The following is a 25896-nucleotide window of genomic DNA, read 5'->3' as shown; positions in this document are numbered from 1 at the left end:
TGTGGCGGCGCGCATCTTTTTGCCCGATTTCCGCGGCTCGGGGTGTTGCGGGTACGGCCACCGGCGCGGGCTGCGGGTAGCCTGCACCAAACGTAAGTACCGCTGACCCCCGGGAAATCCGTGCACCTCAAGAGCCTCACGGTCAAGGGCTTCAAGTCCTTCGCCTCCGCTACGACGCTGCGGCTGGAGCCGGGCATCACCTGTGTGGTGGGCCCCAACGGCTCCGGCAAGTCGAACGTCGTCGACGCCATCGCCTGGGTGCTCGGCGAGCAGGGCGCCAAGGCGCTGCGCGGCGGCAAGATGGAGGACGTCATCTTCGCCGGCACGTCCGGCCGGGCCCCGCTGGGCCGGGCCGAGGTGACGCTGACGATCGACAACAACGACGGCGCGCTCCCGATCGAGTACACCGAGGTCTCGATCACCCGCCGCATGTTCCGGGACGGCGCCAGCGAGTACGAGATCAACGGCAACGCCTGCCGCCTGCTCGACATCCAGGAGCTGCTCAGCGACTCCGGCATCGGCCGCGAGATGCACATCATCGTCGGGCAGGGCCGGCTCGACGCGATGCTGCACGCCAAGCCCGAGGACCGCCGCGCCTTCATCGAGGAGGCGGCCGGTGTCCTCAAGCACCGCAAGCGCAAAGAGAAGGCGATCCGCAAGCTCGACGCGATGCAGGTCAACCTCAACCGGCTGACCGACCTCACGGCCGAGCTGCGCCGCCAGCTCAAGCCGCTCGGCAAGCAGGCCGAGGTGGCCCGGCGGGCGGCCGGCATCCAGGCCGATCTGCGCGACGCCCGGCTCCGGCTGCTCGCCGACGACCTGCACACGCTGCGCACCACCCTCGACAAAGAGATCGCCGACGAGTCGGCGATGCGCGAGCGCCGCCAGCAGGTCGAGGCCGAAAATCGCGAGATCCAGCGTCTGCTGGCCGACCTCGAGCTGGCCCACGCCGAGGACGCGCCGCTGCTCCAGGCGGCCCAGGACACCTGGTACAAGCTGTCCGCCCTGCAGGAGCGCTTCCGCTCGACCGAGCAGCTCGCCACCGAGCGCCTGCGCCACCTCGCGGCCACGCCCGACGAGGAGCGCCCCGGCCGCGACCCCGACCAGCTCGTCGCCGAGTCGGAGCGGGTGCGTGAGCAGGAGGAGGAGCTGCGCGAGGCGCTCACCGACGACCAGATGCGCCTGGCCGAGGCGATCGAGCACCGGCAGGACCTGGAGCGTCAGCTGGCCGCGGCCGAGGGGGCCCTGCGCTCGGCGGCCAAGGCGATCGCCGACCGCCGCGAGGGTCTGGCCAAGCTCGTCGGCAACGTGAACGCGGCCCGCGCCCGCACCGAGGGCGCCACCGACGAGATCGAGCGGCTGGCCGCGGCCCACACCGACGCCATGATGCGGGCCGAGGCCGCGCAGACCGAGGTCGACCTGGTCGCGGCCGAGTCGTCCGAGGCCGACCGCGACAACGTGGAGCTCGACGCCCGGCACGCCGAGGCGGTGGCCGAGCAGGACCGCGCGGCCGCGATCGTCAAGGAGCTCTCCGACGCCGAGCGGGCCGCCGAGAAGGACGCCGCGAGCTGGAAGGCCCGCGAGGAGGCGCTCGCCCTCGGCCTCCAGCGCAAGGACGGCGCCGGCGCGCTGCTGGCCAAGGGGGCCGAGGTGCCCGGGCTGCTGGGCAGCCTGGCCTCGATGCTCACGGTCCGGCCCGGTCACGAGGCGGCGCTGGCCGCCGCGCTGGGCACGCTGGCCGACTCGGTCGCGCTCTCCGGAGTGGACGAGGCCGTCGAGGCGATGCGCACGCTCAAGATCGCCGACGCCGGGCGGGCCGCCCTCGTGGTCGCGTCGCCGGCCGGCCCGGGCATGCAAGGGACGCTCGACGCGTTGCGGCCCGCCCTGCCGGAGGGCGCGATCTGGGCGCCCGACGTCGTCGACTGCCCCGACACCGTGCGGCCCGCGGTCAATCGGGCGCTGCGTGACGTCGTACTGGTGAATGATCTTCCGTCCGCCGCCGCGCTGATCGCCGGTAACGCGGAGCTGCGGGCGGTGACGCCGGACGGGGACGTCCTGGGGGCGTACGCCGCCGCCGGAGGCTCCGGAAAAGCCTCCAGTTACATCGAGGTCCAGGCCGCTGTCGACGAGGCGAAGGCCCGCCGGGCCGAGGCCGAGGCGTCCATCGGTGACCTCAAAGCGCAGCTGGCCGACGCCCGGGCCGAGGTGGCCCGGCACAAGGAAGCGGTGAACGTCGCCGCGCAGGCCAAGCGCGCGGCCGAGGGCGAGCGCAACGCGGCCGCCCGCCGGCTGGCCGAGCTCGGCGCCGCCGCCCGCTCGGCCAAGGCCGAGTCCGAGCGCCTCGGCGCCTCCCGGCAGAAAGCCGAGTCGGCCCGCGAGGCCGACCTGATCCGGGTGGCCGAGCTCGAGGAGCGCCTGCGGCTGGCCGAGGCCACCCCGATCGACGAGGAACCCTCCACCGACGAGCGTGACCGCCTGGCCGCGCTGGTGCCGCAGTCACGGCAGAACGAGATGGAGGTACGCCTGGCGGTCCGCACCGCCGAGGAGCGGGTGGCCTCCATCGCCGGCCGGGCCGACTCCCTGCTCCGCCAGGCCAACGCCGAACGGCAGGCCCGTGAGCGGGCCGCCGCCCGTCGCGCGGCCCGGGCCCGCGGCGCCGAGATCGCCCGCGCCGTCGCCCTGGGCGCGGCGGCCGCGCTGGCCCGCGTGTCGGTCTCGCTGGCCGCGGCCATCGAGGTCCGCGACGAACTGGCCCAGGCCCGGACGGCCCGTGAGGCCGAGCTTCAGGAGGTGCGGGCCAGCGCCAAGCGTTTCGTGGCCGAGCTGGAGCGCCTCACCAACGAGGTGCACCGCGACGAGGTGGCCCGGGCCGAGCAGCGCATGCGCATCGAACAGCTCGAGGCCAAGGCGGCCGAGGATTTCTCCCTCGACGTCGACACGCTGATCACCGAGTACGGCCCGGAGCAGCTCGTGCCGCCCACGCAGGCCGAGGTGGCCCAGGCCGAGAAGGACGGCAAGCCGGTGCCCGAGCCGGTGCCGTTCCACCGGCCGACCCAGGAGAAGAGGTCGAACAAGGCCGAGCGTGACCTGGCCCTGCTCGGCAAGGTCAACCCGCTCGCCCTGGAGGAGTTCGCCGCGCTCGAGGAGCGTTTCAAGTTCCTCTCCGACCAGCTCGAAGATCTCAAGGCCACCCGCAAGGACCTGCTCACCGTGGTCAAGGACGTCGACGACCGGATCCTCGAGGTCTTCGCGTCGGCCTTCGAGGACACGGCCCGCGAGTTCCAGCTCGTCTTCCAGGTGCTCTTCCCCGGCGGTGAGGGCCGCCTGGTCCTGACCGACCCCGAGGACATGTTGACCACCGGTGTCGAGGTCGAGGCCCGCCCGCCCGGCAAGAAGATCAAGCGGCTCTCGCTGCTCTCCGGTGGCGAGCGCTCGCTGACCGCGGTGGCCATGCTCTGCGCGATCTTCCGGGCCCGCCCCTCGCCCTTCTACATCATGGACGAGGTCGAGGCGGCCCTGGACGACGTCAACCTGGGCCGGTTGATTACCCTCTTCCAACAGTTGCGGGAGAAGAGCCAGCTGCTCATCATCACGCACCAGAAACGCACGATGGAGGTCGCGGACGCCCTCTACGGCGTCACGATGCGCTCCGGCGTCACCCAGGTGATCAGCCAGCGCCTCAACCGCGAACCGGAGGACTGAGAATGACGCGCGATCGCGCCCGGGCCCTGCTGATCGACTTCGACGGCGTGCTGCGCCGCTGGGACCCGGCCCCGATGATCGCGGTCGAGGTGAAGTACGGCCTCAAGCCGGCCGCCCTGCTCGAGACCTCGATGGCGTGGGACATCTACCGCCCGGCCATGGCCGGCGAGATCACCGACGCCGAGTGGATGAAGCTGGTCGCCGACCGCCTGCCCATCGACAACGCGGCCGAGGCGGTGGCCGAGTGGCAGACGTACCGGGGTGAGCCCGACCCGGACGCGCTGGCCTTCATCCGCTCGGTGCGGGCCGCCGGCCGCAAGGTGGGCCTGGCCACGAACGCCACCGACCGCCTCCGGGCCGACCTCGAGGCCCTGGCCCTGGCCGACGAGGTCGACGTGGTCGTCAGCTCCTGGGAGATCAAGGTCCACAAGCCGGCCCCGGAGTACTTCGAGCGCGCCTGCCAGCTGATCGGCGAACAGCCGAAACACGTCCTGTTCGTCGACGACGACGACCGCGTCGTCCGCGGCGCCCGGGCGGCCGGGCTGTCCGCCTATCGCTGGTCCGGCCCCCAGCACGTCGACTACCTGCGTAAGGCACTCGACCTGCCGGAGGCGTGACCCCTCAGTCGCCCGTGCGGCCGTCGACGCGCTCGCGGATCAGGTCGGCGTGCCCGTTGTGGCGCGCGTACTCCTCGATCATGTGGAGGTAGACCCAGCGGAGGCTCCGGCGGTCGCGGGCGGTGTCGAACTCGTGGTCGAGGGGCAGGGAGGCGACGGCCCGATCGGCGTCGGCGCAGTACTGCTCGAAGCGGGCGAAGTCGGCCTCGGCGTCGGCGGTCGCGACGTCGTCGAAGTCGCCGTCGGGGTTGTCCTCGGAGCAGTAGGGCGAGCCGACGGTGTGGTCTCCGGCCGCCCGCCAGCGGAACCACACGCGCTCGACGTCGGTCATGTGCCGCACCAGGCCCAGCAAGGTCAGGTTCGAGGGCTCGACGGCGGCCAGCTTGAGCTGGTCGGCGGTCAGGCCCGCGCACTTGGTCAGAAGGGTGCCGCGGTGCCAGTCGAGCCAGCCCTGCAGCATGGCCCGCTCGGGGCCGGTGTACGGCTCGCCCTTGCGGTCGGGGGTGGGGGCAGTCCAGATCATTTCGGGTACGTTACCTCGGCCACCTCGAACAGGCTGCCGTCTTTTTCGGTGCCCTCGACTCGCACCGTGGCCTTCGGGCCGTCGAGGCGCAGGGTGCTGATCGCGTTGCCGAAATAGGGGCCCGCGAGACGCTTCCAGCGCCACGCGGGCTTGTCGACACCGGCCGTGCGGGCCAGGCCCCGGACGCCCTTGGCGGCGGCGCGGGACCAGGCGAAGCGCATCAGTGGGCGCATGACGGCGGGCACCTGGTTGTGGACCGGCGAGCAGGTCAGCTGCATGACCGGCGTGGTCACCCCGGTGCCGAAGTCGACCTCGGCCACGTAGGAGTGGTGCACATCGCCGGAGAGGACGCTGATCGACGCCGGAGCGGCGTACGCGCCTCCGGCCCCGACCCGGTGGGTGGGTGCGCCCGCGCCGCCCTCGCCCAGGCGGCGGAAGAGCTCGCCCAGGGCGTTGAAGGAGCGGCTGAAGGCGGCCCAGTGCTCCAGGTCGACGGCGCGGCGCAGCTTTTCGGCGGCGGCGCTCACCCGCGGAGAGTGGGAGTCGGCCGTGCGTTCGTTCCACGCCTCGAGGTGGTGGATGGCCGGTGGCATCAGCCAGGGCAGGGAGGAGCCGACGACCAGGTGGTCGTACGAGCCGTGGGCCTGGTCGATGAACCAGTTCCACTCCTGTGCGGGCAGCATCTCGCGGCGGCCGGGGGTCAGGACGCGGCTGCACCGGTTGTCGAGCATCACCAGGCGGGTGCGGCCGATGTCGAGGGCGTAGCTCCACTGGTACGGCTGCTCGCCCGTGTCGAGGGAACGGCCGAACTCGTGCAGCAGGTCGGTGGCGTCGTCGACCGTGGTGATCTTCTGGAAGAGCTGGTCGGCCGCCAGCTCGTCGGGGCTCATGTTGCCCAGGTGCTGATAGACCCAGTAGGACGCGAGGCCGCCGGTGATGCGCTCGGTCCACCACGACTGCTCGGCCATGTCGGCCCGCCACGAGGCCGACGTGTTCCAGTCGTCGATCAGCTCGTGGTCGTCGAAGATCATGACGGTCGGCACCGTGGCGAACAGCCAGCGGACCTCGGGGTCGCGCCACGACTCCAGGTAGAGCTTCGTATATTCGTCGAACGTGACGACCTGGTCGGACGGGCCGTCGTGGCCGGCCGCGCGGCGGCGCCGGAGGAAGCGCTTGACCTTGGCTGAGGTCTTGTCGGCGTACACCTGGTCGCCGAGCAGGACGATCAGGTCGGGCCGCAGCTCGGGGTTCTGCGGGTCCTTCATCAGCCGCCGGGCGTACGCGTCGAGGGCGTCCGGCGGGAGGCGGCGGCCGGTCGCGTGCGGGGTGGCCTCGCGGCAGGAGCCGAAGATCATGCGGACCGGCGCGGCGCCGTCCTCCTCGGGGCGGGTCCGGATGACCGGCGGCGGATATGTCGACTCGGTCGAGGGCCAGACCACACGATCGTCCAGGAGCACGGTGTACGCGCTGGCGGCGCCCCGGCGCAGGCCCTCGACGACCACGAGCGCGTAGTGATGCCCGTACGCGGTGAAGGTGGGCGCCGAGCCGGCGCCGCCGCCCTCGGCCTCGACACGCACGTAGGCCGGCTCGGTCGTCTCGACCCAGACAGTGGCACGGTCTCCGACGACGCGGCGCAGCAGCGGGCCGATGAGCAGGTGAGCAGTCACCGGGTGGGGGTCCTTTAACGCTCAGGGAAGGGGGCGTCCCATCTTCCTGCACGAGGGCCCGGGGCCGCCACTGCACGGGCGACGCCACGGCCGGACGGCTCATCTGTCAGGATTTCCGCATGGAATACGTGGTCGCCGCAGTAATCCTGCTCGTCGTCCTGATCGCCGGTGCGGTCGGCCTGGTCGTGCCCCGCATGCGCCGCCGGGAGCTCCCCCCGCAGCAGGGCGGGACCACGACGCTGGACAAGCCCGAGGCGCCTCCGGTCGTCGTGCCCCCGGTCCGCGACGAGGAGCTGCCTCCGCTGATCGTGGAGGAGAAGCCGGAGCCGGAGGTCGCCGAGCCCGAGGTGGCGGCGCCCGAGCTGGAGAAGCCGGAGCCGACGGCCGGCCGCCTGGTGCGGCTGCGCGCCCGCCTCTCGCGCTCGCAGAACATGTTCGGCCGGGGCCTGCTCAGCGTCCTCTCCCGCGACCACCTCGACGAGGACGCCTGGGAGGAGATCGAGGACACCCTGATCACCGCCGACGTCGGCGTCGAGGCCACCCAGGTGATCGTCGAGCGGCTTCGTGAGCGGGTCCGGGTGCTCGGCACCCGCACCGCGGCCGAGGTGCGCGCGCAGCTGGCCGAGGAGCTGACCGCCGCCCTCGAGCCCGACATGGACCGCACCCTCAAGACGGCGCCGCACGACGGCCGCCCCGGCATCATGATGGTCGTCGGCGTGAACGGCGCCGGCAAGACCACCACCTGCGGCAAGATCGGCCGGGTGCTGATCGCGGACGGGCGCAGCGTGCTCTTCGGCGCGGCCGACACCTTCCGCGCGGCCGCCGCCGAGCAGCTGGCCACCTGGGGCGAGCGGGTCGGCGCCGAGACCGTGCGCGGGCCCGAGGGGGCCGACCCGGCCAGCGTCGCGTTCGACGCGGTCAAGCGGGGCATCGAGACCGGCGTGGACACCGTGGTGATCGACACCGCCGGCCGCCTGCAGAACAAGGTGGGCCTCATGGACGAGCTCGGCAAGGTCAAGCGGGTCGTCGAGAAGCACGGCCCGGTCGACGAGACGTTGCTGATCCTGGACGCGACAACCGGACAGAACGGACTCGAGCAGGCCCGGGTTTTCACTGAAGTGGTGGACGTTACTGGTGTGGTGCTGACCAAGCTCGACGGCACCGCGAAGGGCGGAATCGTCATCGCCGTCCAGCGCAAGCTGGGCATTCCGGTCAAGTTGGTGGGTCTGGGCGAGGGTCCGGACGACCTTGCCCCGTTCGAGCCGGCCGCGTTCGTGGAAGCGTTGCTTGGGGGCGCCGCGTAGTCTCGGGGGAGACGTAAACGCGGGGGAGGGTGTTGGTGACGCAGGAGCCGGTGCGGGAGATCCCGCTCCACGGCGGCAACGTCAGCACGGTCTCGCGCGTCGGCGACACCGTGCGGCGCAACGCCGGACCGTGGACCCCGGCCGTGCACGGGCTCCTCAACCACCTCGAGCGGGTCGGCTTCACCGGCTCGCCGCACGCCCTGGGCATGGACGAGAAGGGCCGCGAGGTCCTCTCCTACCTCGACGGCGAGTGCGGCGAATATCCGCTGGCGCCCCATTGGGTGACCGAGGAGGCCCTGGTCACCGTCGCGACCATGCTGCGCATGTTCCACGACGCGCAGTACGGCTTCGTGCCGCCGCCGAACGCGGTGTGGCGCTCGTTCGGCCCGCCGCCGCCGGACACCGAGGTGATCTGCCACCACGACGCCGCGCCGCACAACGTGGTCTGGCGGCCCGACGGCACCCTCGCCCTGATCGACTTCGACCTGGCCTCGCCGGGCGCGCGCATCTACGACGTGGCCTACGCGGCCTGGACCTGGGTGCCCCTGTTCAGCGACCGGGACTCGTACACCCTGGGCTGGAAGAGGCCGAACCGGCCGCGCCGCCTGCGGCTGTTCGCCGACGCCTACGGCCTCATCCCCCGTGACCGGCACCGGCTGGTGCGCACGATCCGCAAGAGGATCGTCGACCACGTCGAGGGCATCCGGCGGATGGCCGCGGCCGGTGACCCGGCCTTCGTCCGCATCGTGCACAAGGGCCACCTGCGGCGACCCATGCGTGATCTTCGATTGCTCGACTACGAGCGCCACACGCTCGAATACGCTCTTCGCTGATTCGGGCAATCCTCCCTTACGGGCTGTGAGAGTTTCTTCACACGTACGAAACAACCCGTGACGCGCCGGAAATCGCGCGTAGACCGTGCGTGAAACAGCGGAACGGAAGGCTCCCGTCATCAACCGGCCGATGGGGCGACGCTGCTCTGAGGGTCGTGTGTGAGGACACCTTCATTCCGAGAGGAGGCAGCGTGGAGATCGATACCGGCAATACCGCCTGGTTGCTCCTGTCGTCTGCGCTCGTTTTGCTCATGACCCCGGGCCTGGCGCTGTTCTACGGTGGCCTCAACCGGTCCAAGGGCGCCCTGAACATGATGATGATGAGCTTCTCGAGCATCGGCATCGTGTCCGTGCTCTGGGTGCTCTACGGCTTCACCCTCGCGTTCGGCGCCAACGACGGCGAGGGTCTCAACAAATTCATCGGCAGCTTCACGCAGTACTTCGGCACCGGCACGAGCTGGGCCGGTGACATCTGGCTCGAGACCGGCATTCCGGTGTACGTCTTCATGGCGTTCCAGATGATGTTCGCCATCATCACCGTCGCCCTGATCAGCGGCGCGCTCTCCGACCGCTTCAAGTTCGGCGGCTGGGTCCTGTTCGCGATCGGCTGGTTCACGATCGTCTACGTCCCCGTCGCCCACTGGGTCTGGGGCGGCGGCTGGATCGGCGCCAACCTCAAGGCGCTCGACTTCGCCGGTGGTACGGCGGTGCACATCAACGCGGGCGCCGCGGCCCTCGCGGTCGCCATCGTGCTCGGCAAGCGCATCGGCTGGCCGCGCGAGAACATGCGCCCGCACAACGTGCCGTTCGTGGCGCTGGGCGCCGGCCTGCTGTGGTTCGGCTGGTTCGGCTTCAACGCCGGCTCCGAGCTGACCGTCGACAGCACCACCGGCGTCGCCTTCGTCAACACGCAGGTCGCCACGGCCGCCGCGCTGCTCGGCTGGATCATCGTGGAGTGGCTGCGCGACGGTAAGCCGACACTGGTCGGCGCGTCCTCGGGCGCGGTCGCCGGCCTGGTCGCCATCACCCCCGCGTGTGGCTTCGTGGCCCCGCTGCCGGCCGCCCTCATCGGCATCATCGCCGGTGCGGTCTGCGCCCTGGCTGTCGGCCTGAAGTACAAGCTGGGCTACGACGACTCGCTCGACGTCGTCGGTGTCCACTTCGTCGGCGGCTGGATCGGCTCGCTGGCCATCGGCTTCTTCGCCACCACCCAGGTCAACGGCGCCATCACCGATGGCCTCGGGGCCAGCGAGGGCCTGTTCTACGGCGGCGGCTTCACCCAGCTGGGCCGGCAGTTCGTCGGTAGCGCCGCCGTCACGGTCTACTCGTTCGTGATCGCCCTGGTGCTCGCGCTGATCCTCAAGGCCGTCAAGCTCGGCCGGGTCAGCGAGGAGGCCGAGGTCGGCGGCATCGACATCGCGGACCACGGCGAGACCGGTTACGACCTCACCCCCGCGGCGGGCTCCGGCGGTGGCGGCGCGTTCGCCATGGCCGGCCTCAAGCCGGGCCAGGGTGTCGACGCTGACGGCAAGGCCGACGTCAGCCAGAAGGTCGCCGGTTAGATAAGACCATGACTGCTCCGAGAGAGGGACTGAGCATGAAGCTGGTGACCGCGGTCATCAAGCCGTACCAGCTCGACGCGGTGAAGGAGGCCCTGCACGCTCTGGGGGTGACCGGCCTGACCGTGAGCGAGGTACAGGGCTACGGACGGCAGAAGGGCCACACCGAGGTGTACCGGGGCGCCGAGTACACGGTGGAGTTCCTGCCGAAGATCAAGGTCGAGGTGGTGACCGACGAGATCGACGTCGACAAGATCGTCGACGCCATCGTCACCGCGGCCAAGACCGGCAAGATCGGTGACGGGAAGGTCTGGGTGACCTCGGTCGACGAGGTGATCCGGGTCCGCACCGGCGAGCGCGGCCTCGACGCGCTCTGAGAGCAACGAATTAGATGACACGCATGACCAGCGAGCCGCCGGCGCCACCCTCGGTGCCCGCCGGCGGCTCGCCGGCCAAGCTTCGCGAGCACATCGGCGCCGCCGCCCGTGACGAACGGGCCGCGGCGCTCGACGCTTGGCTGACCGGCATGTTCCCCGCCCACCTGCCCGGCGTGAGCCTCGTCGCCGTGGGCGGGCTGGGCCGGCGCGACTGCGCGCCGTACAGCGATCTCGACCTCGTGCTGCTGCACAACGGCGCGGCCGGCATCGACCGGATCGCCGCCTCGCTCTGGTATCCGATCTGGGACGCCCGGCTCGGCCTCGACCACTCCGTGCGCACGCTGCCGGAGGCGCTGTCGGTCGCGCACGACGACGTCAAGGTCTCCCTCGGTCTGCTCGACGCCCGGCACGTCGCCGGCGACGCGAGCCTGAGCGCCGAACTGATCGCGGCCTCCTCGGATCAGTGGCGGCGCACCGCCGTGCGGCTGCTGCCCCAGCTCAAGGAGCTGACCACCGCCCGCTGGGCGAGCCACGGCGAGCTGGCCTTCCTGCTCGAGGGTGACCTCAAGGAGGCGGCCGGCGGGCTGCGCGACGTGACCATCCTGCGGGCCATCGGCCGGGCCGGGGTGGCCGACACCATGCGCCCGGCGGTCCGGGCCGCCCACCTGCGGATCCTCGACACCCGCGACGCCCTGCACCTGGCCGTGGGCCGCCGGGTCGACCGGCTGGTCGCCCAGGAGCGGGCCGCGGTGGCCGAACTGCTCGACCTCGACGACGGCGACGCGCTGCTGCGCCGGGTCGCGGGCGACGCCCGCACCATCGCGCACGCCCTGGACGACGCCTGGCGCGCGGCCGACCGGCTGCGCGGACGCCGGCGGGGCCAGCCGGCCGGGGCCTCCACCCGCCGCCCGGTCGCCCGCGACGTCGTCGAGCAGGACGGCGAGCTGGTGCTCGCCCGCACCGCCATCGGGCCGGTGCCCGACCCCAGCCTCTCCCTGCGGGTGGCCGCCGCGGCCGCCACCGTGGGCCTGCCGATCGCCCGGGCCACCAGCGAATGGCTGGCCGCGTTCTGCCCGCCGCTGCCGAACCCGTGGCCCCCGTCGGCCCGGGCCGCCCTGGTCTCGCTGCTCGGCTCCGGTCCCGGCCTGCTGCCGACGTGGGAGGCCTGCGACCGCTACGGGCTGACCGACGCGTGGCTGCCCGAGTGGGCCCGCCTGCGCAGTCTGCCCCAGCACCACCCGATCCACCGCTACACGCTCGACCGGCACCTCGTGCAGGCCGCCTACGAGGCGACCGCCTACGCCCGTGAGGTCGAGCGCCCCGACCTGCTGCTGATCGGCGCCTTCCTGCACGACGTCGGCAAGGGCCTGCCCGGCGACCACAGTCTTGTCGGAGCGCCGATCGCGGCCGGCATCGCCACCCACATCGGCCTGCCCCCGGCCGACGTGGCCACCATCGAGAAGCTGGTCCGGCTGCATCTGCTGCTGCCCGACGTGGCCACCCGGCGCGACCTGAGCGACCCCAAGACCATCTCGTCGGTGGCCGAGGCGGTCGGTGACGCCGGCACCCTGGACCTGCTCCACGCGCTGGCCCGGGCCGACTCGCGGGCCACCGGGCCGGCGGCCTGGTCGGACTGGAAGGGCCGGCTCATGGCCGAGCTGGTGAGCCGCGTGCACACCCGGCTCGACACCGGTGAGCTGCCCGAGCCGCCGGCGCCCGACCCCGAGCTGCTGGAGGGCGGGCTGCCGGCCGTGCACCTCGACGGCGACCGGATCGCGGTGGCCGCGGCCGACCGCCGGGGCCTGCTCGGCCAGGTGGCGGCCTGCCTGGCCATGCACCGGCTGGACGTGGTGGGCGCGAACACCGTGACGGTGGACGGCCGGGCGATCGTCGAGTTCCTGACCCAGCCGCGCTACGGAAGCCCGTACGACCCGGTGGCCCTCGCCGCCGATCTGCGCCGGGTGGCGGCCGGTGACGTCTCGGTGACCCAGCGGGTGCGGGCCCGGGCGATGAGCGCGCGTGGCGGCACGGCCTCGCCGCGGGTGGTGTGGCAGCGCGGCGCGGCCACCGACGCGGCCATCCTCGAGCTGCGGGCGGCCGACTCGGCCGGGCTGCTGTTCCGGGTGGCGACCGCCCTCGACGAGGCGGGCGCGGACGTGCGCGCGGCGCGCATCTCCACGCTGGGCGGCGATGTCGTGGACGCGTTCTACCTGGTCGGCTCGTGGGCCGACGAGGCCGAGCGCGATCGGGTGGGCGCGGCGGTGCTGGCGGCCGTCTGAGAGCCCGTCACCGGCGTCGCGCCGTGGCGTTGGTCCCGGCATGCACCAGCCATCCGGCCTGCTCGATGATCATGTGCGGGCGATCGGTCACCGACTGCGCCTCGCGTTGACCGCCACGGCCGTCCGCAACCGCTCCCTCGACGCGCGGGTGCTGCTCACCCGGGCCGCGCTCGGCCCGCACGGGACCCTCGACGAGCTGGTCGAGGCCGCGCGGCGGGGCGACCGGCGATGGCTGCGCCGGCGTCGCCGCAAAATCGATTCGTCATTGGTCTCCGCAGTCGCGCAGAGCCTGGTGCTGGATGCGGGGGCCGAGGACGCCCTGGCCGTCTTCGAGCTGGCCCGGCGGGCGCTGGGAGCCCGGGCGCTGTCACCGGCCCACCAGCTGCTGCACGCTCAGCTGTCGCTCGCCCACGAAGGACCCGAGCGGGCCCGGAAACTGCTGCGCCGCTACCGGAAGATCGGCGAGCCGGCCCGCAAGAGCCTCGTGGCCGATCTGCTCAACCCGTTCGTGGCCGAGCGGGCGGCCGAGCCGTGGCTCACCGCGTTCGGGTCGCTGCTGCCGTTGCCGGCTTTCACCATCGGCGACGGAACGGCAGCCCCGTTCGACCGCCTGATGCCGGCTCCGGCCGAGAAGATCGAGGGGCCGCACCGGGTCTCGGTGGTGCTCACCTCCTATCGCCCGGACCGGGGCCTGATCACCGCGGTCCGTTCGATCCTGGCCCAGAGCTGGGCCAACACCGAGGTGATCCTGGTCGACGACGCCTCGCCGCCGGAGTTCGACTCCATCCTGGACGAAGCAGTGAAGCTCGGCGACCGGGTACGGCTGCTGAAGATGCCGGTCAACTCGGGCACGTACGCGGCCCGCAACGCCGGGCTGGACGCGGCCGGCGGCGAGTTCGCCACCTTCCAGGACTCCGACGACTGGTCCCACCCGCGCCGCCTCGAGCTCCAGGTGCGTCCGCTCATCGACGACCGGCGGCTGGTCGCCACCACCTCGGACGGGCTCTCGGCCACCGACCAACTGCTGTGCACCCGCCCCGGGGTGCGCAGCGGCCGGTTCAACCCGTCCTCGCTGCTCATCCGGCGCGGCACGGTGCTGCGCACGGTCGGCTACTTCGACCGGCTCCGCAAGGCCGCCGACTCCGAGTACATCGGGCGCATCCAGGCCGCCTTCGGCGCCGGGCGGGTACGCCACGTCGACGCCAAACCGCTGGCCCTGATCCGGCTGTCGGACGGCTCGCTGTCGCGCTCCGAGATCCGTGCACAGTGGATGCACCCGGCCCGCACCGCGTACATGTCGGCCTATCAGCGCCACCACCAGCTCATCGCGACCCGCCGGGCCAGCGCCTTCCGCCCGGCCGACGGCTCCGACCGCCCCTTCCCGGCCCCGGACCACCTGCTCGGCACGGTGCGCGACCGCCGCTACGACGTGGTGATGGTGGCCGACTGGCGTTTCCTGGAGAGCACCCAGCGCACGGCCCTGGACGAGATGCGCGCCCTCACCACCGGCGGCCTGCGCGTGGCTCTCGTGCAGATCGACTCGCTGCGCGCGGTCTACCAGCGCCGGATGCCGGCCTGCGCGCCGGTGCAGGACCTGGTCAACGACGGCGTGGTCGACTGGCTCGCGCCGGACGAGAGCGCCGAGACCGCCCTGCTGATCGTGCGCCAGGCCGCCGTCCTCCAGTTCGCCGGCGGTCTCACCAGCGGGATCCGCGCCGGCCGGACCGTGGTGGTGGCCGATCGGGCCCCGGCCCGGGCCGACGGATCGGATCAGCGGTACGACCCGGCCATGTGCACGGCCGCGGCCCGGCGTCTCTTCGGGCCGGACCCGCTGTGGGTTCCGCAGGACGACGGGGTGCGGGCCCTTCTGCGTACGGAAACCACGCCCTTGAATCTGCCCCTCGCTCTCGCCCCGGCGGGATGGGTGGCCGACCGGACCACGGCCGCACCCGGGCCGGCCATCGTCGGCACCGACCTGTGCGACACCGCCTGCTGGCCCCCCGCCGCCGCCGAGAGCCTGGCCGTCTTCGGCCGGCTCCCCACGGCCGACGTCCGGATCCGGCTGCCCGACCGGCCCGCCGGTGAGATCTCGGTCGCGCTCGCGCCGACCTGGCTCGGCTATCAACCGGCCGACCTGGGGCCGCGCCCGTTCCTGCATCAGCTCGACTTCTATCTGCACTTCCCGCCGCGCGAGTCGGCCGAGTGGTATTCGCGCCCGGCGATGGAGGCGGCGCAGACCGGCTGCGTGGTGGTCATGCCGGAGAGGTACGCCCCGCTCTACGGCGACGCGGCCGTCTATTGCGCCCGGTCCGAGGTCGAGCCGCTGATCGCGCGCTACCGGGCCGATCCGGCCCTGTTCGCCGAGCAGAGCCGGCGCGCCCGCGCGGTCGCCACCGAGGCGAACGATCCGGCGGCGTTCGCCGGCTGGGTCCGGCAGGCGCTGCCGCTGGCGGTCGCGTAACGACCCGGCCGATGCCCGCGTTACCCCGATGTGTGGGCGACCAAGGAGATCATCAGGCGCAGGCTCCGGCGCCGGGCCCGGCGGTACGCGAACCGGTTGACCAGCCTATCCCGGCGCCAGTGGGCCGGTGTCGCCGTCGTGCTGGCCGGCTCGGCCGGCGTGGCCGTGGCCGCCGCCTTCGGGCAGGCCGCGGTGGCCACCTGTCTGCTGGCGCTGCTGCTGGCGGCCGTGCTGGCCGGCGTCATCCACCTGTCCCGGCGGATCGGCCGGGTCAACCGCTCGACCCAGGCCGCCGTCCGGGACCTCCGGGCCGTGGTCGACCAGTTGCAGCGACGGGTGATCGCCGCGATCGAGAAGGAGCGGCTGGCCGCCGGCGACCGGCACCAGGAGCTCGCCGAGTCGCTGGCCCGGGCCGAGCGCCTGACCGGCCGGGGCGCCGAGCTGCTGCTGCGGGAGCAGAACCGTGAGATCGAGGCCCTGGTGCAGCTCTTCCAGTGGGTCACCCCGCGGGCGCCGATGCCGGCCGGGGTGACCCTCACGCCGTCCGACCTGCTGGGGCTGGTGCACATCGCCCGCGACCGGCGGCCGGGGACGACGGTGGCGCTGGGCAGCGGGCCGTCGACGATCTGGCTCGGCTACACGGTCGAGGCCCGCGGCGGCCGGCTGGTCGTGGTCGACCACGACCGGGGCCGGGCCGGTCGCACCCGGGCCCTGCTGGCCGAGCACGCGCTGACCGCGGTCGAGGTGCGGCACGCCGGGGTGGCCGAGCTGTCGGTCGAGGCGGGCACCGTCGACTGGTACGACGTCGACGCGCTCGACGGCCTGCGCGACATCGACCTGCTGGTGGTGGACGGCTCGATCGCCCCCACGCCGTCCAACGCGCTGACCCCGGCCCTGCACGTGCTGGGCCGGCGGCTCGCGGCCGGGGCCGCGGTGGTGGTCGACGAGTCGCCGGTGCCGCGACAGGGCGGATTCGGCCTGACCGCCCAGCGCCCGCTGCCGGGCCGCTGGGTGGCCCTGGCCGATCCACAGTCGACGGTCACGGCCGGATAAGACGGCGCGACCCCCGCCGAGGGGGACGGCGGGGGTCGCGGTCGCGGTTGACGTCGGGGGAACGCCGCCCGCGCGGGGCGGCGGGGGCCGCTCCGAGCTTCTGCTCTTGTGCCCCTATGAATCGGCGGGGAGAACGGCGGCTTGACGGTTCGGCGGGTGCCAAACCGTCACGGCTGCGTTGCCAGCACGGCGACGCGGTCGGCGTAGAGCTCGTGGGCGTGGTGGCGGCGGACGAAATCGGCGCCCCGCCGGCCCTGGTCGCGCAGGGCCCGGCGGTTGCCGTGCAGCATGCGCACGGTGTCGAGCAGCTCGTCGGCGGCGCAGTAGACGGCCGCGTCGCCGAAGGCCTCGGCGTAGCGGTAGGGCAGCACGGCCACGCACCCGGCGGCCAGCGCGGCCAGCACGTCCGGCTCGGGGTCGGCCGGCACGTCGTCCGGCGGCAGGTGCAGGTAGAAGTCGATCTGGTAGAGAAACGAGCGCGGGCTGACGTCGGCCGGGGAGTAGACGAGCCAGCTGCGCGGCGGCCCGAACCGGCCGAACGAGCGGCCGGCGGTGCCGGTCGCGTCGAGCAGCCGCACGTCCATCCGGACCGTGTCCGGCAGCTCCTCGCGCAGGCGATGCCACTCGGCCCGTCCGCCGCGGCAGCAGCGGCCGACCACCGGGCGGTCGGCCCGTGGCCCGCGCCGGTCCAGGCGCCACTGGTGGGCGTCCAGGGTGCCGGGCAGGTCGAGGGAGGCCGCGTCGGCGGCCAGGCGCCGTCGCCCGTCCGGCCCGGCCGGCGCCCACAGCGGCCGCCGCCCGAACAACCGCAGGGCCGCCGCCGCGGCTGGTTCGGAGACCGCCGCGTCCTCGATCACCACCCGCTGGGCCCGTACGCCGCTGGCCAGGTCGGGCGCGTGCTCGAGCACGCGGGCCGTGCGGGCCACCACGAGCCGGGCCCGGACGTCGTCGGTGATCTCGACCTGGGTCAGCTCGCGCGCGTTGATCAGGCGCTGCACCGCCGGGTCGAGGTTCCGCGGTCCCTCGCGCAGATGGGCCAGCACGTCGAGCTGGAGCAGGGCGGCGCGCAGACCACGGGCGGCCAGCGCGCGCAGCTGCCCGGCCCCGGCCGCGCCGGCGCCTCCGGCGGTCGTCCAGTCGCCGGCCAGCACGACGTCGTACGCCTGGGCCCCGGTCTCGCCCCGCAGCCGCCGCGGCGCCGGCCAGCCGGTGCTCCGCTGAGCGTGCGCCGTCTCGAAGGCGGACCGGTACGACCGGCGGGCCGGGTCGATCCAGCCGACGTGCTCGTCGTCGCCGGACCGGCTGAGGGTCAGCGCCTCGGCGAGGTGGCGGACCGAGCGGGCCCGGGCCACGTATTCCTGTTCGGCGCCGTACCGGATCGGGTCGAAGTAGCCGGCGCCGCGCCGGACCATCAGCGACGACAGGTCGGCCGACCGGAAGTCGGCCACGCCGGGCCGGGTGACGACCAGCTCCGGCGTGACCCGGACGCCGGCCGGGATCGCCATCGCGAGCGACCCGTCGGCCAGCAGCGGCGCGACCTGCCGCTCGAGCCGGGCCGGAGGGGACCACCCGGCCGGGTCCTGGAAGGTCACGAAGTCGCCGGTGGCGGCGTCCAGCCCGGCGTTGCGGGCCACGAAGGCGCCGCCGGTGGCCACCATCCGGATCAGCCGCACCCGCGGGTCGAGGGCGGCCGCCCGCCGCAGCACCGCGTCGTACGCGGCCGGCGAGCCGTCGTCGACCACGAGGATCTCCTGGTTGGTCCAGGTCTGGGCGGCCAGCGAGCGCACCGCCGTGAGCAGCCGCTGGTCGGGCCGGTGGGTGGTGACGATCGAGGTGATCCGCCGGGGATGGCCGGCGCGCTGGGCCGGGCGGGCGGAGAGCCGGTCGAACGGCGACCCGGCGCCGTCGGCCACCGACACCGACGGCATCACCTGGCCGAAGTCCCAGGGGTCGCTGCCGCCGGCGTACGGGTTGCCGAGATCGAGGCCCAGGCTCAGCCGGACGAGGGGGTCGACGTCCGAATAGGACGCCAGCAGCGAGCCGGCCCGGGCGTGCGCGCCCGAGGCGTACGCCACCTGGCAGTGCAGCCCCTGAAGCTCCGGCGGGACGTCGCCGCGGCCGCGCAGCTCCTCGAACAGGGCCAGCGCCGTGGCGAGGTCGTCCGGGCGCAGGTTCTGCAGGGCGATGACCCGGGCCAGCTCCCCGGTGAGGCCGGCGCGGGCGAGCGGTTCCCGGGCGGCGACGGATCGGGCCTGGAGGGCCGCGACGGCGAGGGGGTGCATGGTCGGGCGTCCTCCTCATGGGGCGAATTGTCCGTATCGCACCTTAGTCGCTCCTCGTTGACCCAGCCGTGTACGACGTCGCCATCCTGTCCGACCTGCGCTGTCCGGGCGGCAACTCGGCGAGCATCGTGGCCGAGGTCCGGGCCCAGGCCGCGGCCGGTCTGCGGACCGTCCTGATCCACGTGCCGTCGCCGCATCCGCGGCACGGCCGCCCGTTCCAGTCGCGCGTGGTCGCCTGCCTGCGCGACGGCCTGGCCGACCTGGCCCACGACGACGGCGCCGAGATCGAGGCGAAGGTGCTGCTGATCCGGCAGCCCCGGATCTTCACCCACGACCTGGCCGCCCCGCCGCGGATCCGGGCCGGTCACACCATCGTCGTCATCGACCAGGCGCCGGACGACTTCGACGAGGTCCGTGAGCGCGTCGAGCGCTACTTCGGCAAAGACGTGGTGTGGGCGCCGATCAGCGCCCGGGTCCGGGACGGCGTCGGGCCGCGGGCGGCGCTGACCGGCACCGACTGGCACGAGATCATCGACGTCGCCGACTGGCAGGCCGAGCGCCGGCGCGGCCCGGTGCCGGTGATCGGACGGCACGGACGGCCCGATCCGGCGACGTGGCCGCGCGATCCGGAGGAGCTCCTCCAGGCCTATCCGGACGCGCCGGACGTGCGGGTGCGCGTCCTCGGCGGCGGTGACATCGCCGTCGAGCGGCTCGGCCACCGGCCCGGCAACTGGGAGCTGCTCGACTTCGGCGCCGAGTCCCCCCGCGACTTCCTGGCCACGCTCGACTTCTTCGTCCACTTCCACGACCCGGATCTGGTCGAGGCGTTCGGCCGCACGATCCTCGAGGCCATGGCGAGCGGAGTGCCGGTCATCGTGGGGCCGCGTTTCCGGGCCGTCTTCGGTGAGGCCGCGCTTTACACCGAGGCTTCCGGCGTACGGGATCTGGTCCGCCGCCTGCACGCCGACCGCCCCGCCTACGACGCCGTGGTCCGGCGGGCCCGCGCCTTCGTCACCGAGCAGTTCGGCAGCGCGTCGCACATCGCCCGGCTCGCCTCGCTGGGCGTCATGCCCGGAGTGCGCCGGCCCGGCCGGGCCGAGGTGAGCCTGGCCCGTCCGGCCCGGCGGGTCCTGTTCGTGGCCGACGACATCGGGCGGTTCCGGGCCATCGCCCGGCGCCTGCCCGAAGGGCTGGAACCCGTCGTGGTGGCCGGATCGACCGGCCTGCCCGAGGCGCACGCGGCCGGCCTGCTGACCGAACATCTGCCGGACGCGGCCGAGCTCGGCGTCTCCGACCGGCGCTGGACCGGCTTCGTCCGCGACCGTCTGCGCCACCTCGTCGAGCTCTACGGCCCGCGCGCCGTGCTCGTCGGCGGGGCGCCGCACGACGGCATCGCCGCCGCGATCGCCGACTGCCCCGGCCCCCGGTGGCTGTGGCTGCGCCCGGCGATGTGGCGGCGCGGCACCGGCGGCGAATGGGCCGCCCGGGGCGCGCTGTTCGCCGGCATCCTCGAGCCCGGCGAGTTCGCCGCGGCCGGTGACGAGGGCTGGACCACCACCGCCCGGTCCGGAGTGAGCACAGTGGACCCGATCCTCGACACGCCACCCCGGCCCCGGCGCCGCACCCGGGACCGCACGCTGCTCTGCCGCGGCGTCGAGGCGAGCCTGCCCGGGTTCCGGACGGTGCGGGCCGGCTCGGCCGAGCTGAACGAGGTGGCGCTGGCCGTCTCGCGCGCCGACTACACCAGTTTCCACGAGCTGCTCGGCGCGGGCGTCCCGACCGTCTTCGTGCCCGATCCGAACGCCGCCGACGACGAGCTGGCGCGGGCCCGCTTCGCCGCCGCGGCCGGCGTGGCGGTCTGCGCGACCACCGACGACGAGGCGGCCGAGGCGCTCGAGCGGCTGGCCGTCCGTGACGCGCGCGAGGCGCTGACCCGGCGCTGCGCCGAGATCTCCCTGGGCGACGGCGCGGGCGACGCCGCCGCGTGGGTCGCCCGGCACACCGCGGTGGGGGCACACGTTGGATGAGCTGCTGGCTCGCTGGGAGGTGGCCACGTTGACCGGGCGGCTGCGCTGGGTCGAGGACGAGCGCGACGCCGCCCTCCGCGAGCGCGACCGCCAGCGCGACCTCGTGCTGGCCCTGCGCCGCAGCCGTTCCTATCTGCTCGGCCGTGCCCTGGTCGATCTGGCCCGCGACCCGGTGCGCTTCGGCCCGCTGATCGCCCGCCGGGCCGTGTGGCGGCTGCGTCACGGTCCCGCGCCGAAGCCCGCGTCCCCGGCGCCGGTGGCGCCGCCGGTGCCGGCCCGGGTCTACGTCGCGATCGGGCTGTCCCGGGCCGACTCGCACGCGCTGGTGCGGGCGCTGCGGCAGCGGATCGTGGTCGACGCCGATCACCTGCCGGTCGTGGTGACCGACCAGCCGGCGCTGAACGGCCTGCGGGCGCCGGGCGTGGTGCTGGAATATCTGCCCGATCCGCAGACCTGGTCGCGGCACGACACCGGTGAGGGGTGGGAGGCGCTGCTGGCGGGCCGGATCTCGCAGCTCTGCCGCGATCACCGGGCGGCCGGCGCGGTGGTGATCGATCCCAGGGATCCACCGACGTTGGCGCGCCTGCTCGGGGCCGCCGCGTAATCCGGGGCCCGTCCGCTCGTTGGCGATGGCATGAGCGCCCCCACGGTCGATGCCCCGCCCGCCCCTCGCGTAGGCATGCGCTTCGTCGTCGAGGGGCCGCCGGTCGGCGCGCTCTGGCGGCGGGCCCTGCTGCGGGCCGTGCTGGTGCCGCTGCCGGTGCTGGCCCCGCTGGTGGCGCTCGCGCCGAGCCGCGACCACCGGTTCAACATCTACTGGCACGGCGGGCTGTTCCGCGACGATCCGCTGCGGATCGTGCCGCACACGGTCGACTCGCTGCCCGGATATCTGCGGCTGGGCAACTTCCGGCTCTTCGGCCGCATGCTGGAGAAGGCGCTCGACCTGGCCGCGTACACCCTCGGTGACGTGGCCGGCCTGCCGGCGAACGTGGCCTTCCGGCTCGTCTCGTTCCTGTCGGCGCTGCTGTTGTGCGTGGTGGCGCTGATGCTGGTGGAGAGCGTGGTGGCGCGGGGACGGCTGTTCGGGCAGCCGCCGTCGGTGGCCGCGCCGGTGGTGCCGTTCGCGGTGGCCGCGGGCTTCGTGGCGGCCGGCGGATCGAGTCCGATCGTGCTGTTCGGCGGGCTCTATCTCGCGTCGGCGGCGCTGATGCTGGGCGTGGCGGCCGCCCTGTGCCGGCTGGCGCGGTTCCGGCTCTGGTGGGCGCCGCTGCTGGTGATCGGCGGGGCCGCGCTGGCCGCGTTCAACGAGATCGCCTATCTGGCGCCGCCGCTGGCCACCGTGGCCGTCCTGGCCCGGGGCCATCTGGTGCTCGGCCAGGGTCCGCGCCAGATGCTCACCTCGGCCCCGGCCCGGGCCACCGGCTTGCTCTGGGTCGGTTTTCTTCCGGTCTTCCTGGCCGTACGGGTGGTCATCCACCGCTATTGCGCGACCGGACCCTGCTATCGCGGTTCCGACGTCCAATTCGGACCGGAGACCTGGGAAGCCCTTCCGGTACGGGCGATCGCGTGGCTGCCGCCGCTGCAGTGGCAGGCCGCCACGCGCGGTGCCTGGCTGGTCGGCATCGTCCTGGTCGCCGCCGTGCTCGTGCTGATCCCGGTGACCTGGCACGCGATCCGTGACCTGCCGCGTCTGTCCGCAGTGGACCGGCGGCCCGCGGCGGCGCTCGCGGTCGTGGCCGCGACCGCTGTGCTGCTCGCGGCCGGCATGGGCGCGCTCAACGCCGACGTGCAGAAGATGACCCTGTGGGGCCTCGGCTGGCGCGACTCGGCCGTCACCACAACGGCCGGCGGCCTGATCGTGGTGGCGGCCGTCCTGCTGGCGGCCCGCCGCCGGCCATGGGTGCTGGTGGCCGCGGTCGTGCTGCTGGCTGGGGCGACGGCCGTGTCGGCGGCGGCCAACAAGCGGCAGCGGGACACCTTCATGGGAAGCGAACAGGCCCGGCTCTACAACCGGATCGCCGTGGAGATGGCCGACTTCGACCGCACCCCGGCCGGGGGCCAGCGGCGGTGCGCGCTGCGGCAGGAGTTCGCGGCCCTCTATCCCGAGTCGCTGCGCCGCTTCGACGGCGCTCTGGACGTGGCCACCGAGCGGCGGGCCGGGGTGCCGTTCTGCGTAACCCGCTGAACGGCGCCCGCGTTGACGAAGGGACGAGGGGAGACCGATGCGACGGCTGCGCAATCTGACGAGACGCCAGGCGGGGTTGCTCGCCGGGGCCTCCGTGCTCTGCGCCGCGGTCGCCGCGGCCGCGCTGACCGGATACGTCGGCGTCGCCCTGACCGTCCTCGGTCTGTTCTTCGCCGTGCTGATCGGCGGTCTGCTGCTGGTGATCCGGCGCCTGGCCACGCTTCAGCGGGCCCACCGCAAGGCGCAGGCGGAGACGCGGGCGGTGCTCGACCAGACCCAGCGGCGGGTGCTCGGCGCCATCGAGGAGCTGCTGCTGCACTCGGGTGACCGGCACCGTGAGATCTCCGACGCGCTGGCCGCCCAGCAGCGCCGGATCGAGGCGCTCACGCCTTTCGGACCGGGAACGCCGAAGGGCCCCACCGGTGACGGTGAGGCCCTCGAGACGATCGGTCAGTAACTTCAGTAACTTCAGTAACCGAAGTTCTGGGTGTAGTACGGGTTGCCGTTGGCGGCGTAGGCGGCGGCGACGCCGACCGTGCTGGCCTTGCAGTTGAGGATGTTGGCGCGGTGACCCGGGCTGGCCATCCAGCCCTTCACGACGTCGGCGCCGGTGCGGTAGCCGTAGGCGATGTTCTCGCTCAGCGGGCGCGGGTAGGCGGCGGCCTTGACGCGGGTGACGAAGCTCGAGCGGCCGGCGCCGGTGTGGCTGAACGCGCCACCGCGGGCCATGTAGGCGCTGTGCCCGGCGGCCGCCTTGGTCAGGCGGGCGTCGACCTTCAGGGCCTTGCAGCCGTGCGCGGCGCGCTGCTGGTTGGTCAGGGTGACGATGTCGGCGGCCAGCTGCGTGGTGCTGACGGCGGCGGCGTTGGCGGGCGACGCGAGCAGAACGATCGCAAACAGGGTGGCGGGGATCATGGCGATCAGGGCCAGACGCTTGGTGATCGAGGAGCGCATCGACTGCCTTTCGGTAGTGGCCGCTGCGGTTGCTACCGCCGCGTTCACCGACCTAGTTCGGCCCGATTCCAGTGATGATTACCGTTGGAGGGGTGCGGTACCGGCGCTCTTCGGTTGCCGGACGGTTCGCCCGGCGTCACGGCCTCCCCCCAAGATCGTTAAGTAGCCTGTGACAGTGCACGACGTGGCCGTCCTGGCCGACTTCCGGCAGCCCGGCGGGGCGTCGGCGGCCATCGCGGCCGAGGTGCACGCCCAGGCCGAGGCGGCGCTGAGCACCGTGCTGATTCACGTGCCGGCGCTCGCACCCGCCTCGGACGGGTTCGGCTTCCGGCCCCGGATCAGCGACCTCATCCGCGGCGGGGCGGCCACGCTGGCCCGCGAGGACCAGCCGGTCGCGGCGCGGCTCCTGGTGGTCCGGCGCCCCTGGACCCGGCCGGCCGCCCTGTCGGTGCGCGCCGAGCGGACGGTCCTCGTGGTCGGCCGGCCGCCCGTCGAGCCCGGCGTCTACGACCAGGCCCGTCGCTGGTTCGGCGAGGAGGCGGCCTGGGCGCCGACCAGCCCGCTGGCCCGCGAACAGCTGCTGCGGGTCGCGCCCGGCGTGCGGACCGCCACCGCCGACTGGCACGAGATCATCGACGTCGCGCACTGGTGGCGCGACCGCGACGGCTTCGTCGCCGACGAGCCCGTGGTCGGCCTGCGCGGGCCGTTCCCGATCGACCTGGGCGACCTGCGGGTCCGGTGGTTCGGCGACACCTCGCCCTTCCCGCACTGGGAGATGGTCCCGTTCGGGGCCGAGATGCCCGGCGAGTTCCTGCGCACCCTCGACTTCCTGGTCGACTTCCAGCAGACCTTCTCGCGCTCGGCCCTCGAGTCGATGGCGGCCGGGGTGCCGGTGATCGTGGGGGAGCACCTGCGCCCGTTCCTCGGCGGGGCCGCCCTCTACTCGTCGCCCGACCGGGTCGCCGCCCTGGTCCGTGAGGTCTACGCCGACCCCGGCCGCTATCGCACGGTGGTCGGCCGGGCCCGCGAGTTCGCCGAGCGGCACTACGGCCATCGCTCGCATCTGGCCCGGCTCGCCCGTTACGGCATCCGGCCCCGGCTCAACGTGCCCGGCCCCCGGCGCGAGCCGCGCCCGGTGGTGGTCGCCCCGCCCCGGCGGATGCTGATGGTCGGCGACGGGGCGAAGGTGAGCACGGCGATCGCCCGGCGCCTGCCCAGCGACCTGGCCGCGGTCATCGCCACCCAGGACGGCGCCGCCCTCGCCCACGCCGAGGGCTTCCTCACCGAGCACCTGCCGTCACGGGAGGCCCTGGGCGCCTCCGAGGCGCGCTGGAACCGGCTGCTGCACGACCGCCTCGCCCATCTCGTCGAGCTGCACGCGCCCGAGGTCGTGGCGGTCGACGGCGCGCCGCACGAGGGCATCGTCGAGGCCGCGCGGGAGCGGCCCGACATCGTCTGGGTGTGGGTGCGCCGGGCCCTGCGCCCACGCCACCCCGGGCTCGACTGGGACGGTGTCCACGTGCTGGAGCCTGGTGAGTTCGCCGCGCTCGCGGTGACCGACGAGGACCGCGCCCACCGCGTCGACCCGGTCCTCCACCTCGACCCGGCCGAGCTGCTGGAGCCGGGGGCGGCCCGGGAGGAGCTCGGGCTCGGCGACGGGCCGCTGGCGCTGCTGGCCCCCGGCACGCCGGCGGGGATCGCGGAGCACCTGGGGCGGCACGGCTTCCGGGTGGTGACGGACGAGCCGCCCGGGCGCTGCCTGCGGGCGTTCGACCTGACGGTGAGCGGGGCCGGCTACGACGCGTTCCACGAACGGCTGGCCTACGGGATTCCCACGGTCTTCGTGCCGGGCCGGTACGACCACGGGCGGGCCCGGTTCGCCGACGCGGCCGGGGTGGCGCTCACCGTCGAGGATCCCGGATCGGACGAGCTGGAGCAGGTGCTGGACGCGGTGGTGCGGCCGGCGGTGCGGGCCGCGCTGCGGCAGCGCTGCGCCGAGCTGGCGTTCGGCAACGGCGCGGCGGCGGCCGCGACCTGGTTGAGCGGGCTGCGGGCCCGGGTGAGGGGCTAGGC

Annotated in this window: 18 protein-coding genes; 14 read left to right on the top strand and 4 right to left on the bottom strand. The window is 73.7% G+C overall.

From position 1 onward, the window contains the following. Window positions 1–120: 120 nt before the first annotated feature. On the top strand, window positions 121–3702 hold the full coding sequence (gene smc, locus ACQP2X_RS43190) for a chromosome segregation protein SMC (protein ID WP_498691858.1): 3582 nt from the start codon (window positions 121–123) through the stop codon (window positions 3700–3702). Window positions 3703–3704: 2 nt separating this feature from the next. Next, window positions 3705–4319 carry an HAD-IA family hydrolase gene (locus tag ACQP2X_RS43185; protein ID WP_498691857.1) on the top strand — a complete coding sequence of 205 codons (615 nt, stop codon included), beginning with the start codon at window positions 3705–3707 and terminating at the stop codon, window positions 4317–4319. Window positions 4320–4323: 4 nt separating this feature from the next. Here ACQP2X_RS43185 and ACQP2X_RS43180 read toward each other — a convergent pair whose 3' ends face one another. Beyond that, window positions 4324–4842 carry a DinB family protein gene (locus tag ACQP2X_RS43180; RefSeq protein WP_498691856.1) on the bottom strand — a complete coding sequence of 173 codons (519 nt, stop codon included), beginning with the start codon at window positions 4840–4842 and terminating at the stop codon, window positions 4324–4326. After that, a complete protein-coding gene (locus tag ACQP2X_RS43175) occupies window positions 4839–6509 on the bottom strand; it encodes an alkaline phosphatase D family protein (RefSeq protein ID WP_498691853.1) in 1671 nt (556 codons plus the stop codon). Before ACQP2X_RS43175 ends, ACQP2X_RS43180 begins: the two co-directional genes overlap by 4 nt. A gap of 119 nt (window positions 6510–6628) precedes the next feature. Here ACQP2X_RS43175 and ftsY point away from each other — a divergent pair, with 119 nt between their 5' ends. The 7 genes from ftsY to ACQP2X_RS43140 all read left to right on the top strand — a co-directional run bounded on the left by ftsY (window position 6629) and on the right by ACQP2X_RS43140 (window position 16375). Further along, window positions 6629–7813, top strand: coding sequence for a signal recognition particle-docking protein FtsY (gene ftsY, locus ACQP2X_RS43170; RefSeq protein ID WP_498691851.1), 1185 nt, complete (start codon window positions 6629–6631; stop codon window positions 7811–7813). A gap of 35 nt (window positions 7814–7848) precedes the next feature. Further along, the gene (locus ACQP2X_RS43165) at window positions 7849–8646 is read left to right on the top strand and encodes a phosphotransferase (protein ID WP_097318764.1); all 798 of its coding nucleotides are present in this window, start codon (window positions 7849–7851) and stop codon (window positions 8644–8646) included. Window positions 8647–8897: 251 nt separating this feature from the next. Beyond that, the gene (locus ACQP2X_RS43160; protein WP_498701217.1) at window positions 8898–10208 is read left to right on the top strand and encodes an ammonium transporter; all 1311 of its coding nucleotides are present in this window, start codon (window positions 8898–8900) and stop codon (window positions 10206–10208) included. 35 nt (window positions 10209–10243) lie between these two features. Continuing rightward, the gene (locus ACQP2X_RS43155; RefSeq protein ID WP_097318397.1) at window positions 10244–10582 is read left to right on the top strand and encodes a P-II family nitrogen regulator; all 339 of its coding nucleotides are present in this window, start codon (window positions 10244–10246) and stop codon (window positions 10580–10582) included. A 14-nt stretch (window positions 10583–10596) separates the two neighbouring features. Then, window positions 10597–12861 carry a [protein-PII] uridylyltransferase gene (locus tag ACQP2X_RS43150; protein WP_498691849.1) on the top strand — a complete coding sequence of 755 codons (2265 nt, stop codon included), beginning with the start codon at window positions 10597–10599 and terminating at the stop codon, window positions 12859–12861. A 40-nt stretch (window positions 12862–12901) separates the two neighbouring features. Then, entirely contained in the window at window positions 12902–15322 is a 2421-nt protein-coding gene (locus ACQP2X_RS43145; protein ID WP_498691847.1) for a glycosyltransferase, read from the top strand. A 96-nt stretch (window positions 15323–15418) separates the two neighbouring features. Continuing rightward, window positions 15419–16375 (top strand): class I SAM-dependent methyltransferase, encoded by a 957-nt coding sequence (locus ACQP2X_RS43140; RefSeq protein ID WP_498691845.1) that lies wholly within the window; start codon window positions 15419–15421, stop codon window positions 16373–16375. Window positions 16376–16542: 167 nt separating this feature from the next. Here the strand turns inward: ACQP2X_RS43140 and ACQP2X_RS43135 are convergent, their stop codons facing one another. After that, window positions 16543–18657, bottom strand: a complete 2115-nt coding sequence (locus tag ACQP2X_RS43135; RefSeq protein ID WP_498691843.1) for a glycosyltransferase family 2 protein — start codon at window positions 18655–18657, stop codon at window positions 16543–16545. A 68-nt stretch (window positions 18658–18725) separates the two neighbouring features. On the opposite strand from ACQP2X_RS43135, the gene ACQP2X_RS43130 reads away from it, so the two are divergent. The 4 genes from ACQP2X_RS43130 to ACQP2X_RS43115 are packed head-to-tail and all read left to right on the top strand — an operon-like array spanning window position 18726 to window position 23326. After that, window positions 18726–20684, top strand: coding sequence for a glycosyltransferase (locus tag ACQP2X_RS43130; RefSeq protein ID WP_498691842.1), 1959 nt, complete (start codon window positions 18726–18728; stop codon window positions 20682–20684). Then, a complete protein-coding gene (locus ACQP2X_RS43125) occupies window positions 20677–21288 on the top strand; it encodes a hypothetical protein (protein ID WP_498691839.1) in 612 nt (203 codons plus the stop codon). Before ACQP2X_RS43130 ends, ACQP2X_RS43125 begins: the two co-directional genes overlap by 8 nt. 30 nt (window positions 21289–21318) lie before the next feature. Continuing rightward, window positions 21319–22869: a hypothetical protein gene (locus ACQP2X_RS43120; protein WP_498691837.1), complete on the top strand. Its 1551-nt coding sequence runs from the start codon at window positions 21319–21321 to the stop codon at window positions 22867–22869. 37 nt (window positions 22870–22906) lie between these two features. Next, window positions 22907–23326 (top strand): hypothetical protein, encoded by a 420-nt coding sequence (locus tag ACQP2X_RS43115; RefSeq protein WP_498691834.1) that lies wholly within the window; start codon window positions 22907–22909, stop codon window positions 23324–23326. 11 nt (window positions 23327–23337) lie between these two features. On the opposite strand, the gene ACQP2X_RS43110 is transcribed toward ACQP2X_RS43115, so the two are convergent. Next, window positions 23338–23823: a CAP domain-containing protein gene (locus ACQP2X_RS43110; RefSeq protein ID WP_498691830.1), complete on the bottom strand. Its 486-nt coding sequence runs from the start codon at window positions 23821–23823 to the stop codon at window positions 23338–23340. 175 nt (window positions 23824–23998) lie between these two features. Between ACQP2X_RS43110 and ACQP2X_RS43105 the strand changes: the two genes are divergently transcribed. Further along, a complete protein-coding gene (locus ACQP2X_RS43105; protein ID WP_498691828.1) occupies window positions 23999–25894 on the top strand; it encodes a glycosyl transferase in 1896 nt (631 codons plus the stop codon). The last annotated feature ends 2 nt before the right edge of the window (window positions 25895–25896 follow it).

The sequence above is a fragment of the Actinoplanes sp. CA-131856 genome (genome assembly GCF_050956135.1).
Taxonomy (GTDB): domain Bacteria; phylum Actinomycetota; class Actinomycetes; order Mycobacteriales; family Micromonosporaceae; genus Actinoplanes.
The sequence above is the reverse complement of the archived record's forward strand: the minus strand, read 5'-3'. Positions and strand labels throughout refer to the sequence as shown.

What these genes read in the sequence shown, in the direction of transcription:
- ACQP2X_RS43155 (WP_097318397.1), top strand. Translation starts at nt 10,244, where the DNA reads ATGAAGCTGGTGACCGCGGTCATCAAGCCGTACCAGCTCGACGCGGTG.
- ACQP2X_RS43110 (WP_498691830.1), bottom strand. Translation starts at nt 23,823, where the DNA reads ATGCGCTCCTCGATCACCAAGCGTCTGGCCCTGATCGCCATGATCCCC.
- ACQP2X_RS43120 (WP_498691837.1), top strand. Translation starts at nt 21,319, where the DNA reads ATGAGCGCCCCCACGGTCGATGCCCCGCCCGCCCCTCGCGTAGGCATG.
- ACQP2X_RS43145 (WP_498691847.1), top strand. Translation starts at nt 12,902, where the DNA reads ATGCACCAGCCATCCGGCCTGCTCGATGATCATGTGCGGGCGATCGGT.
- ACQP2X_RS43185 (WP_498691857.1), top strand. Translation starts at nt 3,705, where the DNA reads ATGACGCGCGATCGCGCCCGGGCCCTGCTGATCGACTTCGACGGCGTG.
- ACQP2X_RS43180 (WP_498691856.1), bottom strand. Translation starts at nt 4,842, where the DNA reads ATGATCTGGACTGCCCCCACCCCCGACCGCAAGGGCGAGCCGTACACC.
- ACQP2X_RS43115 (WP_498691834.1), top strand. Translation starts at nt 22,907, where the DNA reads ATGCGACGGCTGCGCAATCTGACGAGACGCCAGGCGGGGTTGCTCGCC.
- ACQP2X_RS43150 (WP_498691849.1), top strand. Translation starts at nt 10,597, where the DNA reads ATGACACGCATGACCAGCGAGCCGCCGGCGCCACCCTCGGTGCCCGCC.
- ftsY (WP_498691851.1), top strand. Translation starts at nt 6,629, where the DNA reads ATGGAATACGTGGTCGCCGCAGTAATCCTGCTCGTCGTCCTGATCGCC.
- ACQP2X_RS43135 (WP_498691843.1), bottom strand. Translation starts at nt 18,657, where the DNA reads ATGCACCCCCTCGCCGTCGCGGCCCTCCAGGCCCGATCCGTCGCCGCC.
- ACQP2X_RS43160 (WP_498701217.1), top strand. Translation starts at nt 8,898, where the DNA reads ATGACCCCGGGCCTGGCGCTGTTCTACGGTGGCCTCAACCGGTCCAAG.